Source organism: Pedobacter westerhofensis (assembly GCF_900182595.1).
GTDB lineage: Bacteria > Bacteroidota > Bacteroidia > Sphingobacteriales > Sphingobacteriaceae > Pedobacter > Pedobacter westerhofensis.
On sequence record NZ_FXTN01000010.1, the window covers coordinates 91,615 to 107,474 of the forward strand.

Sequence of the window (15,860 nt, forward strand, 5' to 3'; positions counted from 1 at the left end):
GGACGGGATTATTTTACTTCCGTCCAGTTTCCGTCTTCCTTGATCAGCTCAATAAGGGCGTCAAGCGCAAAAGCGGCACTTACATTCTTTTTCACGACCTCCTTACTGCGGTACAGCGTAATTTTATCCGGGCCTGCGCCAACATATCCATAATCGGCATCGGCCATCTCGCCCGGCCCGTTTACAATACAGCCCATGATCGCGATTTTAATTCCTTTGAGATGATCAGTCCTTGATCGGATCAGCTGAGTGGTTTCCTGCAGGTCAAACAGGGTTCTGCCGCAACTTGGGCAGGAAATATATTCTGCTTTTGATATCCTTGTGCGGGTAGCCTGAAGTATGATAAAACTTACTGCATTTACAGCAGAAAGGGCAACATCTGCCGGCGCATCTATCCATACGCCATCACCAAAACCATCGGTAAGCAAAGCACCAAGATCTGTAGCGGCGTACAAAGTTGTATCCTCAGTATTGATATCTGTATAGGTTCTTTTGATGATCACCGGGATCTGTATTTCAGCTTTTAGCAGGGCGATAAAAAAGGCCCGTTGTTGCGCCATGCCATGCTCAGCAGAGGTTTCAAGCACCAATACACAAGTATTATCCAATGACTGCAGCAAGGCAGCATCATATGTTCCTGCATTCAAACTAATCAGGTTCAGAACAGGATCTTTTACTGCAGTAACTGCATAATCTTCAAGTTTCAGCAGGGGGTGGCAGTTTGTCTTATCTTTCAGCCCCAGCCAGGTATCATAGTTATAGATCTGGCGCAGGTTTCCGGGAAACGAAAATGAAGGCAGCGCATCACCAAGATACACCAGGTCACAGGCCTGATCGGCCATATTATATTTATCCAGCACGGCACTATACTGGTAGCCGGCCTCCATTAAAATGTAAGGGTCTTTTAGATTCTTTGCAGATACGTCAAGCATCACCACCGGATGATGGTGCCCGCCAATATGTTGTACGGCCTGTGTGGTCCTGCGGTTATATACATAAGGACTGTAGGGAAGAGTTTTGATATCGATCCTCTCGTTTTGAATCCCTGCCGTATGCAGTGCGCGTTTGGTATAGCGGTCGGCCAGCGCCTTAGCTACCGGGGCTTCAAACTCGGGATCTTCAGTTAATGACACCCTGATGGTATCGCCCAGTCCGTCTTCCAGTAAGGTACCAATTCCTACAGCAGATTTAATCCTGCCATCGTCCCCATCCCCTGCTTCGGTTACTCCCAGGTGCAGCGGATAGTTCATTCCTTCGCTCACCATGGTCTCCACCAGTAGTCGGTAAGCCTGAACCATTACCTGCGTATTGCTGGCTTTCATGGAAATCACCAGGTTGTAATAGTTCATGTCTTCGCACATGCGCATAAACTCCATTGCAGATTCTACCATTCCGCGGGGGGTATCGCCATACTGGCTCATGATCCTGTCAGACAATGAGCCGTGGTTGGTACCGATGCGCATTGCCGTACCATATTCCTTACAGATTTTCACAAGGGGCGAAAACTTCTTGTATATACGTTCCAGCTCTGCCTGATAGGCCAGCTGGGTGTATTCTATATTTTCAAAGCGCTTTTTATCGGCATAATTGCCTGGGTTTACCCTTACTTTTTCTACGATACGGGCAGCAGCTTCAGCGGCATTGGGCGTAAAATGTATATCGGCAACCAGGGGGACGGTATATCCGCGGAAACGTAATTCTTTTTTGATCTGTGCAAGGTTCTCCGCTTCTTTCATGCTTGGAGCGGTGATCCGCACGTATTCGCATCCGGACTCAACCATCCTGATGGTTTGCTCCACCGTACCAAGGGTATCCATGGTATCGGTAGTGGTCATCGACTGGATCCTGATGGGGTTTAAGCCACCCATAGGGATATCCCCGATATGAACTTCACGTGTTAAGAACCTCGAATACTGGTTTAAATTGTCGCAATATCCTCCGGCTAAATCCTTTTGTACTGATACGTTTTCCATGCAGTGCAAAGATAAAGATTAAATCAATCGATCTTTAATAACTAAAGTATTTGCTGCAATATCATGCCAGCATTGTTGCTTTTTATTGAGAAAACTATAGAGATATCCAAAAAACAGGGGAAGCACAGAAAGAACTTTTGCTATATTTCTCGTTAAAGCCGTGCCGAAACTGATCTTTTTGCCCTCCATATCGGTCACTTTAATATTCAGCAAACGCTTGCCTATGGTACCCTGACCTGCAGTGCACTCCGCAAAACTGCCATACAGGAATTTCAACGCAGGGAGCACGGGAAGCATCAGCACACCGGCAGCAATTCTTTCCTCTTTGCCGTCAATAAATACAAAGCTTAAAAGCAGCAAAAAGATATACACCAGTAACAGTATAAAATAGTCGATCACTGAAGCCAGTAAACGCTGGTCAAAAGAGGCAAAATACTGTGGTGCCGTTTGTTCATAGCTAAAACCAAAAAGCGCACGGAGTTCAGGGAACTCGTGCGCTTCTTTATAATCGTCCATCCCGGGTTTTCTAACAAATGTCCCCGGCAGGATTTTCATCTTTTTGATGCTGTCGAGATCATAGGGGCCCTGGGGCTTTCCATCGACAACAACTGTATATTCAATAGATCTGTGGTCTTCCAATTGGGTTTTAATATCTGTTCACCTCAAAATTACTCAATCCGCCATCAAGATTGATAAAAATCTTTTTTGCTGAAGTTTTATAGTTGGCGGTCTCGTAATTGCCATTATCTATCTTGATAAAACCAGTAAAATCTTTGGCAGACAAGCCTGTTTTGGTTTTGATCCTGCAACCTGATCCTTCAGGGATATTGATCTTCACATCGGCCACACCGGTCTTCACAGTCACGTCTGTAACAGGCACTAAAGTCCCTACTTTCAGGTCGATCGATGCCGCGCCCCCATCAAAGCGGAAGCTCCTCATTTTGTAATCAGACATATCCAGGTTAACTTCTCCTGCGCCCATATTCATATTGATGTTCCACTCCGGTTTTTTGTTCAGCCTTAAGTCTACATCGTTGCCACCGTCACCAAGCGACCATTTGTTTTGCTTGTTTTTCATTTTAAAAGTAAGGGTAGTTACAGAATCTGAACTTTCCCTTTGCAGGATAAAATTACCCGACCTGCGTTCCACATCTGCCTGGATCAGGCTGTCAGACTCACCGCTCAGTTTAAACGATGTACCGCCACCAGAAATGTTCAGCACCGTCTTTTTTGCACTGTCAGCCAGTAACAGCGGCTGTGCAAATGATAGTTTATCCGCCGTGCCTTCCTTATCGTCATCGATATCAATATCCAGGTCTTTGGTAAAATTATCACCCATCCAGAATTTGTTTGCCGGCGGCTGCTGTCCTTTATAAAACACCACGCATAACATCACCACCAGTACGCCAAGGCAGATCATGTTCCCTACCTGCGATTTATTGCGGTTAAAAAGGATATTCACTCCCGAGATGATCAGGAATACCGGCCAGAAGCTCCAAACGTTTCTCCAGTAAAATTCAATTACATTAAAGTTCTCTAACAACAGGACCAGGCCTACAAACAGTAGTATTACGCCCCACATTACTCTATTCAGTTTCATAACTTTTGTTTTTTAGTTCAGACAGATTAAGCGCCCGCTGCTGTCAGCAATGCTTAGCCTTGCCAAGATTTATATTTTTACCCGTACTAGAACTGATCTTTTGGTTCGTCTTTAGGAAGGTCGCCGCTAAAATCAACAGGTTTCTTTTCCGAAAAGTCTGCGGGTTTAGCCTCCGTATATGTGGTGGTTTGTTCAGTGTAACCTGTTTTGGCCTCCGGCTTTTCCATCGCTTCTTCCTGTTCGCGCTTCCATTCTTCCCAGCTGTTTTTGCGTTTGGATTTAAGGATAAAACTTAACCCGATGGCTACAAATACCAGCGGCCATAATTTACCCAGCCTAAACCAGTATGGGATGATATCAAATTCATTCATCAGAAAATACAATCCGATTACCAGCAGGAATAATCCGCCGACCGTTCTGCCTGTTCCATTATTTTTTGGCAGTTTAAAATCAACGGGGGTTTGCCATGCCTGGCCAGCAGCTGAACTGGTTTTAGTTTCACCGGCACCTTCATTTGCAAAAGGATTTGGCTGGCCAAATGGCGGCGCATTAAATCCTGCCGAAGGCGGCTGCTGTTTAAAGTAATCATTGAACTTTGAAAACTTTGCTGCAGGATCATTATTTACCGGCACTACAATCCACATCACCAGATAAACCAGTACACCTGTTCCTACCAGAAAGATGGTAGACAACACAAATAATAACCTGATAATTGTTACATCCACCTCCATATAAGCTGCTAACCCTGATGAAACGCCCGCAATTACTTTGTCGTGTTCGTTTCTTAATAATCTATTTTCCATAACTCTCTCTCCTATATTAAGCGTTAAAATTTAACGGCTTTAAAATGATCTCTTCAACATTCACTCCGCTGCTTAAGTTCAGTATTGTGTACAAAGCATTTGCGATGTCTTCAGGCTGTACAAAACTCGCCGGCGCGATGTTTGTTCCTTCCCAGGACGAAGTAAGTGTTTCACCAGGCAAAATCGCGGTCACTTTAACGTTGTATTTGGATAACTCTTGCCGTAATACATTATTAAGACTGAGCAATGCTGATTTAGTTACACCATAACTGCCACCATTTTCCTTAAATTCTTTACTGGAAACCGAACAAATGCTGAAGATGTGCCCGTATCCTTGTTCAGACATCGTTTTACCAAAATGTTTGGCCAGATAATAAGGCGCATTCAGGTTTACAAACAGCTGTTGTTCAAAAGAATTGTCTTCTTCCTGCATTAAAAAACCAGGCAAAAACAATCCTGCGTTGTTCACCAGAACATCAATGGTATCAAATGCCGTTCCTACTTCGGCGGCAAAGCGGTAAATTTCATCTTTCAGGCTCAAATCTGTAGCGTAACAGAAAACTTTCACACCCGTATAGGCCAGTTCTGAGGCCAGGGCCGCAAGGTCCGTTTTACTTCTGGCACATATGGCCAGGTGATATCCGGCTTCGGCCAGTTTGATCGTTATTGCTCTTCCTATCCCCCTGGTTGCACCTGTTACAATTGCATTCATAACCCTAAATAGCAGAATATTTTTAAGAAATAAAGAAAGCCACAACAATTTTTATTGTTTCTTTGTAGTATTATAGTAATTATACCTTAGCTAATATCTCAGCGGATGAACTTCACCAATTTTGGCAAATACCTGTTACTGTTAAAAGCAGTATTCAGAAAACCCGAAAAATTTAATATATATATGAAAGCTATCTTCCAGCAAATGAACTTTGTTGGTGTGGGCTCTCTGGGTTTAATTGCCATTATATCAACTTTTATTGGTGCAGTAATGACTTTGCAGATCGCTTTTCAGCTGGTAAGTGATTTCATCCCCAAAACCATTATCGGTTCTGTAAACAGGGATTCCAGTATTCTGGAGCTTAGCCCCACCATCACGGCTATCGTGCTGGCAGGTAAAATTGGTTCTGCTATCTCTTCAGAAATCGGTACCATGAGGGTAAGTGAGCAGATTGATGCACTGGAGATCATGGGTATCAATTCTCCGGGATACCTGATCCTGCCCAAACTGATTGCAGGCATTACAATGGTGCCAGTGCTGGTGATCTGCTCCATGTTTTTGAGCATAGCCGGCGGTTTTTTAGGCGGAACTTTATCAGGGGCAGTATCTCCTGCAGAATATATCCAGGGGATTACAACGGATTTCAATCCATATACCATTGTAGTTGCCCTGGTTAAAGCATTTGTCTTTGGCTTTATCATCACTACTGTGCCGGCCTATGAAGGTTTTTACGTCAAAGGCGGGGCATTGGAAGTTGCGCAGGCGAGTACAAGAGCTGTCGTGATCAGCTGTATCAGTATCCTTGCCTGTGACTATATCGTAACCCAGTTATTACTATGATCGAGATTAAAGACGTTGAAAAATCTTTCGGCTCCAATACTGTTCTTAAAGGCATATCCGCGAAATTCGAAGCTGGTGTTACCAATCTGATTATTGGGGGTTCAGGCTCAGGAAAAACTACCCTGCTCAAATGTATGGTGGGACTGCAAACGCCAGAAAAAGGCAGTGTGCAGTATGATGGAAGAGAGTTTACAGAAATGAATTTTGAGCAGCGCATCGAAGTCCGCAAGGAGATCGGCATGCTTTTCCAGGGTTCTGCCCTCTTCGATTCTATGACTGTTGAAGAAAATATCATGTTTCCCCTCAATATGTTTACCGAGCAGTCGTTCGAAGAAAAAATGGAACGCGCAAACTTTTGTTTGCAGCGGGTAAACCTGGAAGGCAAAAACAAGCTTTTTCCGGCAGAACTTTCAGGCGGGATGAAAAAACGTGTGGGTATTGCAAGGGCAATTGCCATGAACCCAAAATACCTTTTTTGTGATGAGCCCAACTCTGGCCTCGATCCCAAAACCTCAATTGTAATTGATGAGCTGATCAAGGAAATTACCGAAGAATACCAGACTACTACGATTGTGGTTACCCACGATATGAACTCTGTAATGGGAATCGGGGATTATATCCTGTTCCTGCATGAGGGCAAAAAATTCTGGGAAGGCTCCAACAAAGAGATTGCCCATACAGATATTGAAGAACTGAATGATTTCGTTTTTGCAAGTCGCTTTATGAAGGCTGCAAAGAAAAATTTTTAATAATATAAGTACAATAACATTTTATGATAAGCCTATTAACGCCCACACACTGGAAAGATTATGAGTTGATTGACTGTGGTGATTTTGAAAAACTGGAACGCTTCGGCAACCTTGTTTTATCCAGACCAGAACCACAGGCAGTATGGAAAAAAACCTTATCGGATCAGGAATGGAAAAAAAGGACTCATATTAGGTTCAAGGGACGTTCTGCAACCTCGGGGGAATGGGTAAAGAGCAATCAGCAATTGCCAGACCGCTGGAATGTAGAATACCAGAATGATGAGGTGAAGATCAACCTTCGTTTAGGTTTAACGTCTTTTAAGCATGTGGGCGTGTTTCCTGAGCAGGCTGTCAACTGGGACTACATCTCCTCTTCGGTAAAAAAATTCAAGACCCCAAGCCCTAAAGTTCTCAATCTTTTCGCCTATACCGGTGCAGCTTCATTGATTGCAAAAGCAGCAGGTGCTGATACTACACATGTTGACTCAATCAAACAGGTAGTAAACTGGGCCAACGAAAATCAGGAGCTGTCACAGCTGAAAGATGTGAGATGGGTGGTAGAAGATGCATTGAAATTTGTACAGCGCGAATTAAAGCGCGGTAAAAAATATAACGGGATTATCCTGGACCCGCCAGCTTTTGGCCACGGCCCTAACGGCGAGAAATGGAAGCTGGAAGATCATATCCAGGAAATGATGCACGATGTGGTGCAGCTGCTGGATGAGAAGGAACACTTCCTGATCCTGAACACGTATTCACTGGGATTCTCTTCTGTGATTGTAGAAAACCTGATCAAAACTTCGTTTCCTGAAGTGCAGAACCTGGAAACAGGTGAATTGTACCTACAGGCTACATCAGGGATCAAATTACCCCTTGGTGTATTTGGCAAGTTTAACAAGTTCCTGGCTGATTAGGTCAGGAGCCTGTTTGATGAAAAGGGCCATTGTATATTCTCCTGTATCGAACTATAGGCGCTCCGCGTGAACCTCCTCCGGCAAAGGATACTGCATAAACGCTGTTATCCCTGTCTTTAATCAGGTAAAACACTTTGGTATTATATTCAATTGCACCAGAGTTAGCAGCATTACCTACCAGGGCTACCGTTCTCCAGTTCACTCCAATTACATCCCGTGCTCCTGAAAAGGTAATAGCTGCGAGTTTAGTGCTGTCAATATTAGCATAATTGATACCAGACGGATCATCGTTGAGCTGCGCCGCCTTTACCCCATTTACAAAATTGATCAGCATAAAATCAGTAGTAGGTACCGGTCTGGTAATTCCATCGTTACCCGTTATTTTATAAGTTGATTGACCGTAAGATATATCCCACAACGTTTTTGCAGGCTCATAGGTTACAGCACTGCTGCTAAATGAGTAATACCTGAAATTATAGGAGGCATCCTTATTGATGGAGAAGCTGCTGTATAAATTATTGTTATTCACAACGCCGTTAATGGTTATGGTCCCCCAGGTTACAGAATAGCCACTATTGGTGGCGGTAATCTTCATCTTGATCCAGTTTCTTCTGCCCAGATTGGTTGATCTCCCGCGGTTAAGAATAAGGATCTTACTTGAGCCCGGGACCGAAGGAATGGCAGTGCCTGCGAGATAAGCGGCAGAATCTGCGGGTGCTACAGGATCAACAGTTGTCAAATCTCCGGTATCGCTGTTTAAGGTTAGCCTTGGCACCAGTGCCACAGTATCTGCAATCGTGACCGCATTCAGGTCAGTCTTATCCGACACCGCTACGGCAGCGCCAACAGTATGATTAATGATCACACGGAAATCCGTTCCGCAGTAAAAACCTAAATCCCAGGACGACCGAACCACCGCAGTCTGTGTATTGGTGCTGAAATCCAGAAACGCGCTATTGTAGGCACTGTCGGCCCGCTCTCTGCTAAATATCCCACGAAGCGTGACCGTATCTCCTGCTGAAGGCTGCAGCCGGTAAAATTTAATCGTATCTTTCTTGCAACCCAGCCAGACAAAGAGCATGTAACAAAAAACAATGGCTATCGCATATCTGATCATAATTCGTATTCAATAATGGTATAACGCGTAAAGATAATGTTCCTGTACCTGAATTACATATTAAATTAATTCAACTTATCCTGTCTGCAGCGCCTTTTAAACAATAAATAACGAATGATTTTAAGAATAGTATACTTATAGATTGAATTGTCACTTGAATGTGTAGTTTTGCAAAACTGAAAAAATATAACCCTAATTCAAACTACAACTCATCTATGAAACCTGTATAAGATCAGATCTAAAAATTATTGATATCTTATGCAAAGTTCATAACAACTGAAAAACAAATTTAATCTATGAAAATACCTCAATTAGCAGGAACATTACTCATTGCATTTACGTCGATCGCCCTATTTGCAAATTGTTCTTCAGATTCCAAAAAAGGTGAAGCAAAAACAAAAACGACAGTGAGTGCAAGCGGTGATTCTACTGTAGTAACCGAAGCTGACACCACCCGCGAACCTATTGATACAGCGAAATACAATGCTGCCCTTAAAAAAATCGCTAATGGTGATACTACCGGAAGATGGCCGGTTAAGAATCAACCTTATCCCCTGGCAGGTGCAATCCTTCCTTTCAAAAGAATTGTAGTATATTATGGAAACCTCCACTCTAAAAAGATGGGTGCCCTGGGCGAATATCCTCCAAAAGAAATGTGGAGCCGCTTAAACGTTGAAGTGAAGAGATGGGAGAAAGCAGATCCTTCTACTCCTGTGCAGGCAGGTGTACATTACATCGCAGCCGTAGCCAGCGGTACTCCCGGGAAAGACGGAAAGTATATCAACAGAATGGGCGACAAGCAAATTGATTCTGTGATCAAAATTGCCAAAATGCACAATGGTATCGTATTCTTAGACCTTCAGGTAGCTCTGAGCAACATCAAAGATGAACTGCCAAGAATAGAAAAGTATCTGAAAATGCCACAGGTGAACTTAGGTATCGATCCTGAATTCTCGATGAAAAGCGGTGCGAGACCTGGTACAAAGATCGGAACATATGATGCTGCCGACATCAACTATTGTTCTCAGTACCTGGTTAACCTGATCAAAAAATATAACCTGCCTCCAAAAGTATTTACAGTTCACCGTTTCACTAAAAAGATGGTAACCAACTACCAGAACATCAAATTACATCCTGAAGTTCAGATCGTAATGCACATGGACGGATGGGGCGAGCCAGATCTCAAAATCGGCACTTACCGTTACTTTATCCAGAATGAGCCGGTACAGTTTACTGGTTTCAAGTTATTCTACAAGAACGATATCAAGAAAGCACCGCACAGAATGATGACTCCGGAAGAGTTGATGAAGCTGAAACCTGCTCCAATTTATATCCAGTACCAGTAATAAGGATTTTATTAAATAAAGAAGGGCTGTATTCGCATAGGATACGGCCCTTCTTTATTTGAAAGTTGTTGAGTCCTGAGCCTGAAGCTTAGCTCATTGAAGGAAATGAAATACCCTTGATCTTTCTGAACAGTTCTACTGCATATATATCAGTCATACCTGACACAAAATCCAGCACGCACTGAATCTTTGTATAAGCATCAGTTTCTTTGGTTAGAAATTGTTTAGGGATCAGTTCTACGAGCTTTTTGTGATACTTTGAATCATTCTGCAAATACGCAGGAATAAATTCTTCCAGCAATCCTCCCATTACCTGATATCCTGCAACTTCAATCTGTACCACAGACGAATAATTGTAGATCTTTTTGACAGAGATCCTTTCAATTTCCTTCATTGTAGTCAGAAATGGCTCATCAATTGCGTCCATCAGGCTCTGGTTAAAATCGCCGCTGAGAATAGCTTCCTGCTGCTGGTAAAACACATTGGAACACTGCCCGATCAGGGTGCTGATAGACTTAGCACGCATGAGGGTAATCTTGGCATCATCGTCTTCCATATCCGCCAGGCGCGCCGGTAGTTTTGCATCGTTGCACAATGGCAGGAGCAGTGCCTCCACCTCGTTATAGGAAAGTATTTTCAGACGGTGAGCGTCTTCAAGGTCAATGATGTTATAGCAGATATCATCAGCAGCTTCAACCAGGTAAACAAGCGGATGGCGTTTATATACCATAGGTTCATCCTGTACCCTGATCAGGTCCATTTCCCTCGCTATTTTTTCAAAGCCGCTTTGTTCGGATTGAAAAAAGCCGTATTTCTTGGTGTAGATATTTTTTTTGTTATTCGCCAGAGATGCGCAGGGGTACTTGGCAATAGAAGCTAAAGTGGCATAGGTTAGTGCAAAACCTCCCGTGCCCTTTCCTGCAAAAGGATGGGTAAGAATGCGCAAAGCATTGGCATTACCTTCAAAGTTGATCAGATCCTGCCATTGTGCTTCATTCACCTGGTCTTTGTATATCTTGCCATCGCCCGTGGTAAAGTAATGTGAAATTGCAGATTCTCCGGAGTGGCCAAAAGCGGGGTTTCCAAGATCATGTGCCAGACAGGCAGAAGCGATAATGTTACCTACTTCTACCAGCAGCGGACAGCTTTCGTCAATTTCAGGATCCGACGCCTTCATTTTGTTGTAAAAGATCGTTCCCAGGGAACGGCCTACGCTCGCTACTTCCAGGCTATGGGTTAATCTGTTGTGTACAAAAACGCTGCCCGGCAGTGGGAATACCTGTGTTTTATTCTGTAATCTCCTGAATGGTGAAGAAAAGATAATCCGGTCGTAATCCCGCTGAAATTCTGAACGCGCTTCTTTCTGATTGCCCGCAAATCTTTCTTCGTTTCCCCAGCGCTTGGCCGAGAGTAAATTTTCCCAGTTCATATATATGTAATGTAATCGTTTTGTTCATTGACTACGCCTGCTGAGGCTTTGGTCAGTTTTCAAAGATGGTGAAATTACTCATCAATTGCTTTTTTTATAGCAACGCGCTTTTAATTAATAAAAATTAAATAATTTGGGGGATGCAAGATTTCCCACTATATTTTGAATTAGGCTGGCAACACATTTTAGACTGGAAGGGTTATGACCATATCCTGTTTGTAATGGTGCTATGCGGCACTTATTTGCTGTCTGACTGGAGAAAGGTCTTAATTCTTGTCACTGCATTTACTGTGGGGCACAGCGTCACTCTGGCGCTGAGTGTATTTAAGCTGATTCATGTGAATACGGGATTGATTGAGTTCCTCATCCCGGTAACGATACTGGTTACTGCTATGTCAAACATACTTGCCGGCAAGTCAAAACCCAAAGGGATGTGGTTGAAGTATGTTCTCGCTCTGTTCTTCGGGCTTATTCATGGCCTGGGTTTCTCCAATTATCTGAACAGCCTGTTAGGCAAAAGCACCAGTATAGTGGCAGAGCTTTTTGCTTTTAATATCGGGCTTGAAGCCGGGCAGATCATCATTGTGATCAGCATCCTGCTCATTTCTTTTGTCCTGATCAATATTGTCAAGATCAAAAGATGGGACTGGAACTTTTTCCTTTCTTCAGCTATCTTCGGGATCTCTTTTATAATGGCAGCAGAGCGATGGCCTAACTTTTTTAGTTAGAACAAGCCCAGCTGCCCTGTATCATCAATATCTATGTCATCGGGGTTAGTGATCTCCAGCGTGATATCCCTTTTAGGTTTAGCTTCTTTTGTCACTTTACTCTTTGAATCATCAGTCTTTTTCTGTTTTGCTGCAGGCTTTGCTTCCGGGGCCACAACTACCGGCTGAGGAGCAACCTCTTTAACCGGCTCTTCTTCCGCTACAAATTCAATACCGCCAAGTGCTTCTGTTGCTACAGATTGATCTTCGGTTTTCTCTGCTTCATCGTCCGCTCCGTCCTCAGCATCCCCGGTTTCATCATCATCAGCACTTTCGCTCATAAATGAATTTTCGGATGTCCCCGTATTTGCAGCAGTATCATCAGCCGCCCCCTCCTGAATATCCCCGGTTTCATCATCATCAGCATTTCCGCTTACAAGAGAATCTTCGGATGCTTCATTATTTTCAGCTGCATCTTCTGAACTTTCTGCTGTAGCAGTATCTTCAGTCAGGCTTTCTTCAAGTCCGGGCTCAATCTCTTCATTGTTGCTGATCCTGATTTCCTTTACATCATGCTGCGTTAACCGGTTTCCGTTCGCCCTGATTCCTTTCACATCTATAAATTCTGAAAGCACAATCTCAATCGTTTCAGGGATCTGGGTTTTACCTTTTAGCACATCAACTGTAAGCAGGGCCGCAGGATTACTGGTCAGGTATAAGAACTTAGAGCCTGTTTCTTCAGAGATCAGCGTTTGCTTCCTGCCTACAGCAATAGGCTCAATGACAAAACGCTTGATGAAATAGTTTTTGGCTTTACCTTCAAACTGCACAACAGCAAAAGGTTTTTCGGGATCAAACTTCTGGATCAGCAGCAGGTCGGCATCAAAGTGATTGCTCAGTTCAAAAGAGCTCAGCTCGTACCAGCCTTCCTTATGTACCTGCAGGATCTTGTCATCACCATCAAACTCGCCCAGATATTTGCCCCTGCCATCCACATTCAGTCTTCGCAGCAAGTCGTCATACCATATTTTCAGGCCAGACAAAGTAGAAACTCCCTTGCTTTTAAATAAGATCCGTTTCACCGGATATTTGGAAACTATATTTCCCTGTGATGCCCTGCCTTTAATCGCAATATCAGCAAAGTCTACATCAAACTGTAGTTTCTTCAACTTGGTATGCGGCTTAAGCATCACGGTAATTATTTCTGCCTCCCCATTTGGGTTAGGTGTAAAGTACAGGATCTTAGAGCCCTTGCTTCCTTTTGTTAAATCATATTCCTTATCACGGGTAACACCCATGACAGCGAAACGCTTGATGTAGGAAACGCCGCTTGCCCCGTCTTTGTAGATCAGGTTATATATCGTACGCTCATCTCCTTTTTTAAACACATGTGCATAAATGATACCCTTCCCTACAAAAGTTTTATCAGCAACTTTAGTGATGATACATTTTCCGTCTTCCCTGAAAACAATGATCTCGTCCAGGTCAGAGCAGTCGGCCACAAACTCATCCTTTTTCAGTCCTGTACCGATAAAACCATCCTCACGGTTCAGGTAAAGCTTCACATTTGCGAGTGCAACTTTAGAAGCCTCCACCCTGTCAAACAGCCTGATTTCCGTTTTACGTTCCCTGCCTTTACCATATCTGTCTTTCAAACGCTGGTACCAGGCAATCGCATAATCTGTCAGGTGCTTTAAATGGTTTTTAACCACTTTGATTTCATCCGCCAAAGCTTTCATCTGATCGTCCGCTTTCTTCACATCAAAACGGGTAATGCTGCTCATCGGTTTATCAATCAGCTTCTTGAAATCCTCAGGCAGGATATCCCTGTATAACTGTTCCCTGAAAGGGGCGAATAAACCATTTAACACATTGACCACCATCTCAAAGTTATTTGAGTTTTCGTAGTCGGCATTTTTGTACATCCCCTCCTGGATAAAGATTTTCAGCAAAGAGCTAAAGAATATTTTCTCCTGAAGTTCATGCAGTTTGATTTCCAGTTCCTGTTTCAGCAGGTCTTTGGTGTTCTGCGTATTCTGCATCAGAATATCGTTCACACTCAAAAACTGCGGTTTATCATCCTTGATGATACAAGTATTTGGAGAGATGGATACTTCGCAGGAAGTAAAAGCGTAGAGTGCGTCAATAGTAACATCCGGTGAAATACCCGGTGCAAGCTGGATCACGATCTCTACATTCGCTGCAGTATTATCTTCAATTTTTTTGATTTTGATTTTGCCCTTGTCATTGGCAGAGAGAATACTGTCAATGACAGAACCTGTTGTTGTACTGTATGGTATCTCAGTAATTACCAGGGTCTTTTTATCCTTTTCAGTAATCTTTGCCCTTACACGCACCTTGCCCCCGCGCATCCCTTCGTTATACGCAGAGAAGTCGGCCATACCACCAGTAAAGAAATCCGGCAGGATATTGGGGCGATTGCCCTGGAGGATCTCGATAGAAGCATCCAGCAGTTCGTTAAAATTATGCGGCATCACCTTGGTTGCCAAACCTACGGCAATACCCTCGGCGCCCTGTGCCAGCAGCAGAGGGAACTTTACAGGCAGCGTAAGCGGCTCATTGTTACGTCCGTCATAACTGAGTTGCCAGATCGTCGTATCCGAGTTAAAAACCACCTCATTCGCAAACTTTGACAGACGGGCTTCGATATAACGCGGTGCAGCAGCACTGTCGCCCGTAACCGGATCTCCCCAGTTGCCCTGGCAATCAATCAGCAGGTCTTTCTGTCCAATCTGTACCATTGCATCCCCAATTGAAGCATCCCCATGCGGGTGATACTTCATGGTATTTCCAATCACATTCGCAGCCTTGTTGAAACGCCCGTCGTCCATCTCTTTCAGCGAGTGCATAATTCTCCGCTGCACAGGTTTAAGTCCGTCGTTGATATGGGGCACTGCCCGGTCTAAAATTACATAAGATGCATAATCGAGGAACCAGTTTTCGTAAAGTCCGTTGATAGGGATTACGGTGTGTTTTGTCTCTTCGTTTATGTTATTATCTAATTCGTCGCTCATTAAGAAAGGATTTGTATGGTGTAAATATAAGTCATCCCATTATATTTTCAGAACACAATTTCCCAACAGTTGTCAATTGCGCTGTCTGTGATCAAAAATCAGGAACTTGCCTCCAAACGCTCTTCTACAAATACAAATGGAAGCAGGTTTTTGACACCATTAACTTTCAGTATTTTGCCGTCGATACAGTAGAACAACACTTCAATTTCCTTGTCCTGTTTGCGTTCAAATTCTGCCATCACCTGCAAACATGAGCCGCAACAGGTAACCGGCTGTTCGATCTTAAAATTATCGGTATGTGCAGTAACCACCATACGCTCGATTACTGCATTTGGATGGGCGGCTCCCACAGTAAACAGGGCTACACGTTCGGCGCATAATCCGGACGGATAAGCAACGTTTTCCTGGTTGCTGCCAGTCACAACAGTTCCATCCGCCAGCTGTACAGCAGTGGATACTTTAAAATTTGAGTAAGGTGAATATGAAGTAGCAAGTGCGGCTTCTGCCTTTTTACAGAGCGACTGGTCCGCTTCATTTAAGTCTGCGAACTGGTCGTAGGCTTCGTATGAAACAGAAAAATTTAGTTTATTTATCATTGGGTAGATTTGGTAGCCGCCCTAAAAAGTAAAGCGGGG

Annotated in this window: 14 protein-coding genes; 5 read left to right on the top strand and 9 right to left on the bottom strand. The window is 43.7% G+C overall.

Annotated features, from left to right (window positions below):
* Positions 1 to 8 precede the first annotated feature (8 nt).
* The 5 genes from ispG to FN831_RS19220 form a co-directional block, all read right to left on the bottom strand.
* Positions 9 to 1,973 carry a (E)-4-hydroxy-3-methylbut-2-enyl-diphosphate synthase gene (gene ispG, locus FN831_RS19200; protein ID WP_142529816.1) on the bottom strand — a complete coding sequence of 655 codons (1,965 nt, stop codon included), beginning with the start codon at positions 1,971 to 1,973 and terminating at the stop codon, positions 9 to 11.
* An 18-nt stretch (positions 1,974 to 1,991) separates the two neighbouring features.
* Entirely contained in the window at positions 1,992 to 2,612 is a 621-nt protein-coding gene (locus FN831_RS19205) for an RDD family protein (protein ID WP_246101631.1), read from the bottom strand.
* A gap of 7 nt (positions 2,613 to 2,619) precedes the next feature.
* The gene (locus FN831_RS19210) at positions 2,620 to 3,573 is read right to left on the bottom strand and encodes a LiaF transmembrane domain-containing protein (protein ID WP_142529817.1); all 954 of its coding nucleotides are present in this window, start codon (positions 3,571 to 3,573) and stop codon (positions 2,620 to 2,622) included.
* A gap of 86 nt (positions 3,574 to 3,659) precedes the next feature.
* Positions 3,660 to 4,376 carry a PspC domain-containing protein gene (locus FN831_RS19215; RefSeq protein ID WP_142529818.1) on the bottom strand — a complete coding sequence of 239 codons (717 nt, stop codon included), beginning with the start codon at positions 4,374 to 4,376 and terminating at the stop codon, positions 3,660 to 3,662.
* A 16-nt stretch (positions 4,377 to 4,392) separates the two neighbouring features.
* The gene (locus tag FN831_RS19220; RefSeq protein ID WP_142529819.1) at positions 4,393 to 5,088 is read right to left on the bottom strand and encodes an SDR family oxidoreductase; all 696 of its coding nucleotides are present in this window, start codon (positions 5,086 to 5,088) and stop codon (positions 4,393 to 4,395) included.
* 105 nt (positions 5,089 to 5,193) lie between these two features.
* Here FN831_RS19220 and FN831_RS19225 point away from each other — a divergent pair, with 105 nt between their 5' ends.
* Genes FN831_RS19225 through FN831_RS19235 form a run of 3 tightly spaced genes read left to right on the top strand, consistent with a single transcriptional unit; the run spans position 5,194 to position 7,591 of the window.
* The gene (locus FN831_RS19225) at positions 5,194 to 5,928 is read left to right on the top strand and encodes an MlaE family ABC transporter permease (RefSeq protein WP_142529820.1); all 735 of its coding nucleotides are present in this window, start codon (positions 5,194 to 5,196) and stop codon (positions 5,926 to 5,928) included.
* The gene (locus tag FN831_RS19230; protein ID WP_142529821.1) at positions 5,925 to 6,677 is read left to right on the top strand and encodes an ABC transporter ATP-binding protein; all 753 of its coding nucleotides are present in this window, start codon (positions 5,925 to 5,927) and stop codon (positions 6,675 to 6,677) included. Before FN831_RS19225 ends, FN831_RS19230 begins: the two co-directional genes overlap by 4 nt.
* A 23-nt stretch (positions 6,678 to 6,700) precedes the next feature.
* The gene (locus FN831_RS19235) at positions 6,701 to 7,591 is read left to right on the top strand and encodes a class I SAM-dependent methyltransferase (protein WP_142529822.1); all 891 of its coding nucleotides are present in this window, start codon (positions 6,701 to 6,703) and stop codon (positions 7,589 to 7,591) included.
* A gap of 1 nt (position 7,592) precedes the next feature.
* Here FN831_RS19235 and FN831_RS19240 read toward each other — a convergent pair whose 3' ends face one another.
* The gene (locus FN831_RS19240) at positions 7,593 to 8,708 is read right to left on the bottom strand and encodes an HmuY family protein (protein ID WP_142529823.1); all 1,116 of its coding nucleotides are present in this window, start codon (positions 8,706 to 8,708) and stop codon (positions 7,593 to 7,595) included.
* Between the two features lie 296 nt (positions 8,709 to 9,004).
* Between FN831_RS19240 and FN831_RS19245 the strand changes: the two genes are divergently transcribed.
* A complete protein-coding gene (locus FN831_RS19245; protein ID WP_142529824.1) occupies positions 9,005 to 10,054 on the top strand; it encodes a hypothetical protein in 1,050 nt (349 codons plus the stop codon).
* Between the two features lie 88 nt (positions 10,055 to 10,142).
* Here FN831_RS19245 and FN831_RS19250 read toward each other — a convergent pair whose 3' ends face one another.
* Complete coding sequence (locus FN831_RS19250; RefSeq protein ID WP_142529825.1) at positions 10,143 to 11,483, bottom strand: deoxyguanosinetriphosphate triphosphohydrolase; 1,341 nt, start codon at positions 11,481 to 11,483, stop codon at positions 10,143 to 10,145.
* 140 nt (positions 11,484 to 11,623) lie between these two features.
* Between FN831_RS19250 and FN831_RS19255 the strand changes: the two genes are divergently transcribed.
* Complete coding sequence (locus FN831_RS19255; RefSeq protein WP_142529826.1) at positions 11,624 to 12,211, top strand: HupE/UreJ family protein; 588 nt, start codon at positions 11,624 to 11,626, stop codon at positions 12,209 to 12,211.
* Here FN831_RS19255 and FN831_RS19260 read toward each other — a convergent pair.
* Positions 12,208 to 15,225: a DNA gyrase/topoisomerase IV subunit A gene (locus FN831_RS19260; protein WP_142529827.1), complete on the bottom strand. Its 3,018-nt coding sequence runs from the start codon at positions 15,223 to 15,225 to the stop codon at positions 12,208 to 12,210. The two genes, FN831_RS19255 and FN831_RS19260, sit on opposite strands and share 4 nt — an antisense overlap.
* A 98-nt stretch (positions 15,226 to 15,323) precedes the next feature.
* The gene (locus FN831_RS19265) at positions 15,324 to 15,821 is read right to left on the bottom strand and encodes a cytidine deaminase (RefSeq protein ID WP_185960543.1); all 498 of its coding nucleotides are present in this window, start codon (positions 15,819 to 15,821) and stop codon (positions 15,324 to 15,326) included.
* Between the last annotated feature and the right edge of the window lie 39 nt (positions 15,822 to 15,860).